The organism is Ignavibacteria bacterium (assembly GCA_016873775.1).
Taxonomy (GTDB): Bacteria; Bacteroidota; Ignavibacteria; order UBA10030; family F1-140-MAGs086; genus JAGXRH01.
In genome coordinates this window covers 1-7,808 of record VGWC01000094.1, presented here as the reverse complement: position 1 = coordinate 7,808, position 7,808 = coordinate 1, and the positions used below count along the sequence as shown (strand labels likewise).

10 protein-coding genes are annotated in these 7,808 nt (G+C 39.8%); 2 read left to right on the top strand and 8 right to left on the bottom strand.

What is annotated here, in order from left to right; translation table 11 throughout:
• The 6 genes from FJ218_10365 to FJ218_10340 all read right to left on the bottom strand — a co-directional run.
• On the bottom strand, positions 1–870 hold an 870-nt coding region (locus FJ218_10365), incomplete at its 3' end, for a Ni/Fe hydrogenase subunit alpha (protein MBM4167304.1).
• An 81-nt stretch (positions 871–951) separates the two neighbouring features.
• Positions 952–1,731, bottom strand: coding sequence for an oxidoreductase (locus FJ218_10360; protein MBM4167303.1), 780 nt, complete (start codon positions 1,729–1,731; stop codon positions 952–954).
• Position 1,732: 1 nt separating this feature from the next.
• A complete protein-coding gene (locus FJ218_10355) occupies positions 1,733–2,566 on the bottom strand; it encodes a Ni/Fe hydrogenase subunit gamma (GenBank protein MBM4167302.1) in 834 nt (277 codons plus the stop codon).
• Between the two features lie 7 nt (positions 2,567–2,573).
• Positions 2,574–3,035, bottom strand: a complete 462-nt coding sequence (locus FJ218_10350; protein ID MBM4167301.1) for a cyclic nucleotide-binding domain-containing protein — start codon at positions 3,033–3,035, stop codon at positions 2,574–2,576.
• A 5-nt stretch (positions 3,036–3,040) separates the two neighbouring features.
• Positions 3,041–4,177, bottom strand: coding sequence for a sulfite reductase subunit A (locus FJ218_10345; GenBank protein ID MBM4167300.1), 1,137 nt, complete (start codon positions 4,175–4,177; stop codon positions 3,041–3,043).
• 737 nt (positions 4,178–4,914) lie between these two features.
• Positions 4,915–5,349, bottom strand: coding sequence for an OsmC family protein (locus FJ218_10340; protein MBM4167299.1), 435 nt, complete (start codon positions 5,347–5,349; stop codon positions 4,915–4,917).
• 170 nt (positions 5,350–5,519) lie between these two features.
• Between FJ218_10340 and FJ218_10335 the strand changes: the two genes are divergently transcribed.
• Both FJ218_10335 and FJ218_10330 read left to right on the top strand, forming a co-directional pair.
• A complete protein-coding gene (locus tag FJ218_10335) occupies positions 5,520–5,747 on the top strand; it encodes a zinc ribbon domain-containing protein (GenBank protein MBM4167298.1) in 228 nt (75 codons plus the stop codon).
• Between the two features lie 9 nt (positions 5,748–5,756).
• A complete protein-coding gene (locus FJ218_10330; GenBank protein MBM4167297.1) occupies positions 5,757–6,140 on the top strand; it encodes a rhodanese-like domain-containing protein in 384 nt (127 codons plus the stop codon).
• Between the two features lie 103 nt (positions 6,141–6,243).
• Here the strand turns inward: FJ218_10330 and FJ218_10325 are convergent, their stop codons facing one another.
• Entirely contained in the window at positions 6,244–6,501 is a 258-nt protein-coding gene (locus FJ218_10325; GenBank protein ID MBM4167296.1) for a hypothetical protein, read from the bottom strand.
• 112 nt (positions 6,502–6,613) lie between these two features.
• Complete coding sequence (locus FJ218_10320; protein ID MBM4167295.1) at positions 6,614–7,327, bottom strand: hypothetical protein; 714 nt, start codon at positions 7,325–7,327, stop codon at positions 6,614–6,616.
• Positions 7,328–7,808: the final 481 nt, after the last annotated feature.

Sequence of the window (7,808 nt, the reverse complement as noted above, 5' to 3'; positions counted from 1 at the left end):
ACTTTTTGCCGTTTCTTTGCAAAGCGATGTGAGTTTATCAAAGTTCAAATTGTATCGCGCGTTTGGTCCGACAAAATAATTTCCGCGCTCTTTCAAAACAGAATGTAATGCGTTGGAATGTTGCACGTGTTCTTCTTGAAAATGAAGTTCGTAGTTTTTAATTTCAATATCCAAACCTTTATTGGAAACAAGTCTTCCTTCGTTGAACGGATATTCATTCGGGTGACGAAGCGCGACGTATTCGTAGTCTTGTTCAAAATCGGGAAAGGGAAATGTTGCAACAAGTTTCACCGTATCAATAGCCGCATCGCGAGCCCATTTCAATTTTTCAACAAGTGAAAGCAAATCTTTTTTCGTCGGCAATTTGTAAAATCCGCCAACGCGAACATTGATGGGATGAATTTCTCTTCCTCCAACGAGATTGACAATATCGTTGCCGATTTTTTTCAACTTCAATGCTTTCGTAACAACATCGGGCATATCTCTCGCAAGTTGAATTGCATCTTCGTAACCAAGAAAATCCGGCGCGTGCAGCATATACGTATGAAGCACGTGGCTTTCAATCCACTCGCCGCAATAAATCAAACGACGAAGCGCGCGAAGTTGTCCGTCCACTTTTATTCCGAATGCATTTTCCATCGCGTGTACAGAACTCATTTGATAAGCAATCGGACAAATGCCGCAAATACGCGCAGTGATATCAGGCGCTTCGGAAAATTTTCTTCCGCGCAAAAACGCTTCGAAAAATCTCGGCGGCTCGAAGATGTTCACTTTTACTTCTTCGACAATATTATTTTTTACGCGAACAAGAATTCCACCTTCGCCTTCAACACGAGCGAGGTAATTAACTTTGATGTTTTTGGTTTTCATATTATTACTTTCTCTCGCAAAGCCGCGAAGGTGCAAAGAATAATTTCTGCGACACTGCGTCTTTGCGTGATAAATTATTTTCTACTTCTCCAACGCTTCACTTTCTTTTCTAAACGCTTCAGAATACGCATTGAAACTGCGATACGCTCGCACAATATCTTGTTCATTCACGCCAAGTTTTTTCCACCAATCAGCAAGCGAGGTGGTGTTCGGCGTTTCTTTTGGACCGTAGCAGCCGAAACACCCGCGATTATACGATGGACAAAGCGCGTCGCAGCCACAATGCGTTACGGGACCAAGACACGCAGTTCCGTTTGCAACCATTACGCATACAACTCCGCGACGTTTACATTCCATACAAACACTATGCGGCGCAATGTTCGGTTTTCTTCCGTTTAAAAATGCAGAGAGGACTTCGACGAGTTGGTATTTATTAACGGGACAACCGCGCAACTCATAATCAACTTTCACATGGTCGGAAATTGCTGTAGATTTTCCGAGCGTAGAAATAAATTCCGGTGATGCATACACGTACGAAGTAAATTCTTTCACGTCTTTGAAATTCCGCAGCGCTTGAATTCCTCCCGACGTTGCACATGCGCCAATTGTTACAAGCAATTTTGAATCGCGGCGAACTTGATGAATTCGTTCTGCATCGTGCGGCGTTGTGATGGAACCTTCCACGAGCGAAACATCATACGGACCTTTCACAACGGCGCGCGATGCTTCGGGAAAATTTGCAATATCCACAGCGCCCGCAATGGTGAGCAATTCATCTTCGCAATCGAGCAAACTTAACTGACATCCATCGCACGAAGCAAATTTCCAAACCGCGAGTTTTGGTTTTTTCGTCTTTGCCATTTTACAACTCTCGCTTTCCAAACAAATGTTGAATCTTTGGAAATGCAAACACGGGACCGTCTTTGCAAACAAAAATATTTCCGTATTGACAATGTCCGCACAAACCAATAGCGCATTTCATATTTCGTTCCAATGAAACAAAAATATTTTCAACAAGAACTCCGCACCGTTGTAATTCAACAGAAACAAATCGCATCATTATTTCCGGTCCGCAAATCATCGCAACCGTTTTCGATGGTTCAAAGGTCGCTTTGGAAATTAATGTTGTAACAACGCCAACATTTCCTCGCCATTCTTTTGAACTTCTGTCAACAGTTATATACACATCTAAATCCAATCGCGCGCGCCATTGTTCGATTTCCGAAAGAAACAATAAATCATCCGCCGTTCGTGTTCCGTAGAGCAACGTAACTTTCCTATAGCGCTGACGGTATGCAAGTATATACAATAACGCTGGTCTCAGCGGCGCCAATCCGATACCGCCGGCAACGATAAGAATATCTTTTCCTTGAGATTCGTCAACGGGCCAATGACTTCCAAAAGGTCCGCGCACACCAATAACATCGCCGCGCTTCATTGTTTTTAATTGTTTCGTTACCGTTCCGACCGCGCGAATGGTATGAAGAAGTTTAGTCGTTTTCGTCGGGTTGCCGCTGATAGAAATCGGAACTTCGCCGATACCAAATACGTACAGCATCATAAATTGTCCCGCGTGAAATGAAATATTCAATTTGTCGGGTGAAACCAATTCGAGTGTAAACGTATCTCGCGTCTCGTTTTTTATGTTCTGTATAGAAAACAACTGCGGTATCATCGAAGGAGAAGAAAGAAACATTAAACGTTCATTCTGTTGCTGCATACATATCCAGTAATTGAAGTCGTGTTGCCTGAAGACGATTTTCCATAATATATGCGATACGTTTCATCAATTTATACCCTAGCGTGGAATCCTTTTCACATTTCTTGCGAAGACATTTTCCGTCGAGTGCAATTGCGCGTGTGAGTTCGATTGCGTGCGCGTCGAAATGCCATAAGTACGGAGGAATAAGCCACGACCATCCGAGGATTTCTCCGCGTCCGATAGTTTGAATCGTAATCGAACCGCGTTCTGTTCCGTACATCTCGACAGCAACTTTTCCGCTGCGAATCAAATAAAATTTATTCGCTTCTTCTCCTTCGCGGAAGAGAAATTTTTCCGGATTGAATTTCACGTTCGACGCGCATCCAGCAATGAGGTCGAGATGTTTCGCTTCAAAATCCTTAAAAAAAGGATGTTCGGCTAATATTATTTTGAGTGTTTCCATAGAAATTATTTTTTAGTTGTAGAAAATTTTGAATGTTGCATCGCTTTCACTTCTTCCGTAATATCAATACCAACGGGACACCACGTAATACAACGTCCGCAACCAACGCAGCCGCTTGTTCCGAATTGGTCAATCCACGAAGAGAGTTTATGCGTAAGCCACTGACGATACCGCGATTTTGCAGATGCGCGAATACTTCCTCCGTGGATGTACGAAAACTCCATCGTAAAACACGAATCCCATTTTCGCCATCGCTCGGTATGTTCTCCCGTTAAATCCGTTACATCTTCCACGGTTGTGCAAAAACACGTGGGACAAGCCATTGTGCAATTAGCGCAATTCAAACAACGTAGCGCAACTTCATCCCAATGCGGATTATCAAAATTATCGTAGAGAAATTGCTTGATGTTAGTCGTATCGAGTGAACGTTTCATTTGATTCGCAGTTTGTTCGACAAGTTGGTTTGCTTTTTCCATTTCTTTTTGCTCTGCTTCACGATGAGGAATTTCACTGAGCAATACTTTTCCTTTTTCGCTTCCAACTTCTGCGATGAAATAATGCTCTTTCTCGTTCACTATTTCCGTAAGTGCGATATCGAAATTGTTTTCTACTTTCGGTCCCGTTTTCATTGATGTGCAAAAACAATTTCCTCCCGATTGAACACAATTCACCGCAACGATAAAAATTTTTTCCCGTTGCGATTTGTAATTGGCATCGACATATTGTCCGTTGCAGAAAACGTTATCCTGAATCTGTATTGCATTGAGTTCACACGCACGTACGCCGACAAATGCGTATTTCGGTATGGTGAATTGTTGATGATTTTCTTCTATAACAAATCCTTTGCCGTTTTTCTCTGCAGAAAACAATTTCAAATGCGGAGGGAAGAGATATTTTTTCCACGAATGAGGACCAACAACATATCCAAATACCGCATTATCGTTTCTCTTTTTCAAGCGATACGTTGCCGGGGTTTGTTCATCCGTCCAGCCAATAGGAAGTTCATTGGACGAAGTAACTTCGTCGTACACGATCGCATTTTCACGTAACACTGGTGCAATAATCGTGAATCCGCGTTGACAAAGCGCCGACAGCAACGCTTCAAAGTTTTTTCTTTCTATGATTAACTTGTTATTCATCATCACTTACTGGTATTTCATTTACGGTAACGTAACTTATAATATGAGAACTATGCAATGTGCAAAAATATATGTATTTCTTGAGTGAACTTTCATTACGTACCATTTTAAAAAAAAGAACGTTTCCCGTTGCCATAAACCGTTCTATGTTTATGAGGAAAACCGCCTTCTTGTTGAAACCCTCCTTCTGTAAAATTGAGAATAACACAAATCTTTCTCCTCGCAAATTCATTTGACTATATGCAAATTTTATACCACTCGAAAAGTTTTGAAATAGGAGAAATACGAGAGTAACTTTGTAAAATATTATCATTGCTGAAATCGTCTTTCTTACAAATTTTAAAACGCCCCTTGCTTGTTTCGTTTCCAAAAGACTGTTCTATCTGAAAGTAAAGTTATCTATGTAAAAATAATTTCCGTCCCGCTGATTTTTCGTAAAACTGTCCAACGGAAATGATACTATCTCCTTGCTTGCAGAAATCATTTTTCTTCATAGCGTTGTAAATTGCGTTATCATTTCTTTCAATGAATGACCATCAGGAATTTTTTGATACACGGGACAAATGCGACATTCTGCACTTTTGCAATCGCAAGGTTTTTTAGTAATCATCCAACACGGGTCTGTATGTTTTGTATATGCAGCGCATATTTCTCTGATTTCCGATGGACAATTTTTAATGCGCCAGCAAACGTTTCTCAACAGAAAGTAAGAAACTTTGCATACGGAAATAATCAGACTCTTATTCGTTTTTCTTTTCTTCTATTCGATACGAATGTGTAATTTTCACGATAGCGGAAAGCATTGCTGTTATGGAGCAATACTTCGTCGTGGAAAGTTCAATCGCACGTTCAACATCTTCCGCGTGAATTTGTTCTCCGTAAAAAACATACTCGATATGAATATCCGTAAATACTTGCGGATGTTCTTCGCGGACAGTTCCCGTTAAATGGATTTCAAATCCATCGAGTTCAACTTTTTTCTTTTTCAATATCGGAATCACATCGTTTGAGGTGCATCCGCCCAGCGCCATTAGTAATAATTCTTTCGGAGATGAGCCGGCGCTGCTTCCTCCAAACGTTGGCGAACCGTCCATAATGATCCAGTGATTGGAATCTGATTTCGCAATAAGTGTTACTCCCTGCAATTGTTTTAGAAATGCTGTTTTGGTTTGCATAGATTTTTTAAAAAAGTAGATTGAAAAGTGTTCAAAAATATAAGCGATTACTCTATGAGTAAGATACGTACAACGAAAAAAAGATGCAAAAAATTATTCCGTGAATCTTTTTTCAATTCGCCGCATCTTATATTTGAGAAGAAATTTTTAATAACAACTCAACAAACCGTATGCCAATATTCGATTATCATTGCAACGACTGTGAAGCAACGTACGAAATTTTTCACCTCGTACGCGAAGTGAAAGAGGATATCATCTGTCCATCGTGTAACTCGCAGCATTACAAAAAATTGTTTTCTGCGCCCAATGTAAGCGTGGGACATTCCGCACAAAATTATACTGCTCCTTTCTGTGATGCCGACGGTTGCTGTGGCGGCGGAAGGTGCAACATAAACTAACATAAACCGATGAACAATATTATTCCATTTTTACTTCTCGGAATTCTCCTTTTTTATTTTCTCAAAAAATTTCTCCTTGTCCGCAACGTGAAAAACTATTCTGTTGCTGAGGTTGCATCGCTTCTTCCTTCCGGTGATGTTGTACTTCTCGATGTTCGCACTAAAGAAGAACGACAACAATCATCCATCCGCGATTCGTTGCATATTCCACTTCACGAATTGGAGGAAAAAGCATCCGAACTCGACAAGCATAAATCGAAAGAAATAATCTGTTACTGTAAAAGCGGAAATAGAAGTTTAATTGCTGCTTCAAAACTTCATCAGCGCGGATTTCAATCGGCAAATATGAAAGGAGGGATTTCCGAATGGAACTTTCATCAGCGAAATTTTTAGTAAACGTAAAAGAATAAAAATCATTTTCTACAAAGTACATTTGTATGAAATACGGATTTTCAAAATTGGAATAGCAACGTTGTTTTCGTTCTTCAAAACGACATTACTGTTTCCAATAATCCTTTACTTGTTCCTGTAAAAATACACGCGCGCGGCGCAAACGCGATTTTGTTGCAGAAACTGTTAGGTTCATAATCTTCGCAGTTTCTACTGCGCTTTGTCCTTCCAAATCCCGCAAGATAAACACGAGCCGATATTCGAGCGGAAGTTTGAGAATTGCTTCATCGAGTTTCTTTTGCTTTCTCTTTGTTGCGGCAAACTTTAAATGCAAAACTGAACACCATTTCGTTGTAGCGCCGATTCAGTTCCGTGAACGCTTTTTCGTCTTCGTGTTGCGCTTTTTGAAGAAGTTGAAGTTCAGGTTCTGAAATTTCGATGTGTTTGTTTTTCTGTTTCACTGTGCGACGTTCATCTTACTCGGAAGGTAATTCTGCAATTGTTTTCCATGCATCGTCTCTTGAAAATGATTGCAACGATGTTGTTCGTTCATTGATAAATTCCCATAGTTGCAGTAATGCTTTTTTGTAAATATCGTTTCCCAATTTTAAACCGTTCAATAAATGACACGACAGCGGAGAATTAATTGTTTGCCCGGGATTATTAAGCATCTCTTGTAGAGAATTCGCTGTTCCTTGTTTCAAATATATTAACGCACGTGATTCTTTATGTTGCACTGTGCGACGTATGTGAAACTGAAAATCGGGTTCGTTGTTCGCAATAACAATTTCACTTTTTGTTTTCAGTTGTTTCGGAAGAAGTTTGTTCAAAAAAATACCTTCTATGGGCCACTGCAAAAAACCTAAAGGAACAGCAAAACATTGAAATCGCGGGCTGAAATCAATGATTCCCTTTTGCAGAAGATAAACGTAAGAATGTGGATTCACTTCCAAAGAAAGCGACAAAATATTATTGTTCCCTCCCTGCACAAATGCACATTTCCCCGAATGAATGTCGCAGGAATATCCCAAACGCCGAACTATTCCGGCAACAAGCAATGAATGGTCGCGGCAATTCCATCCTTCATCGCGAATTCCATTTTTAACAAACGGTTCGTTCCAAAGCAAGTGATGAAGTTCATCGAGAAATTTTTTTTCCGCTAAATGTTCTAACAATGTTTGAGGACGCATTTTCCCACTCTTTTGAATGATTCGTACATAAGAAAAAACGTTCACGTAAAAAGCAATTCTCGTTCCAAAATGTATGAAGGCTAAGTAATAACAATGTGAACGAAAACAGCGTAAAACGTATTTCCCCTTCTCACAAATGAAAGCATTAAGAAAAATAATTTTCACAAATGAAACGTTCAAAATTTCCAAACGAAATATTTTTTGGCAATACTTCATAATTATTTCATCTCGCTCATTGGCACACAAATTGTTTAGAGAATAGCATAACAAAATTTTTATGCGTAGAAAACAACGTAACGCGAGTGCGAGGAAATGCTCTTTTGTTCTATACTTTTTTTAACACCATCAACCTATTCATAGTTACTTCAGAATCGTCTATATTTACCAACATTTTTTTCACTTTAATCAACAATATGTATCACAACAAACAGGATAATTTCAAATGTCATTAGATTATGTCAACAGCATTATGGCTGATGTA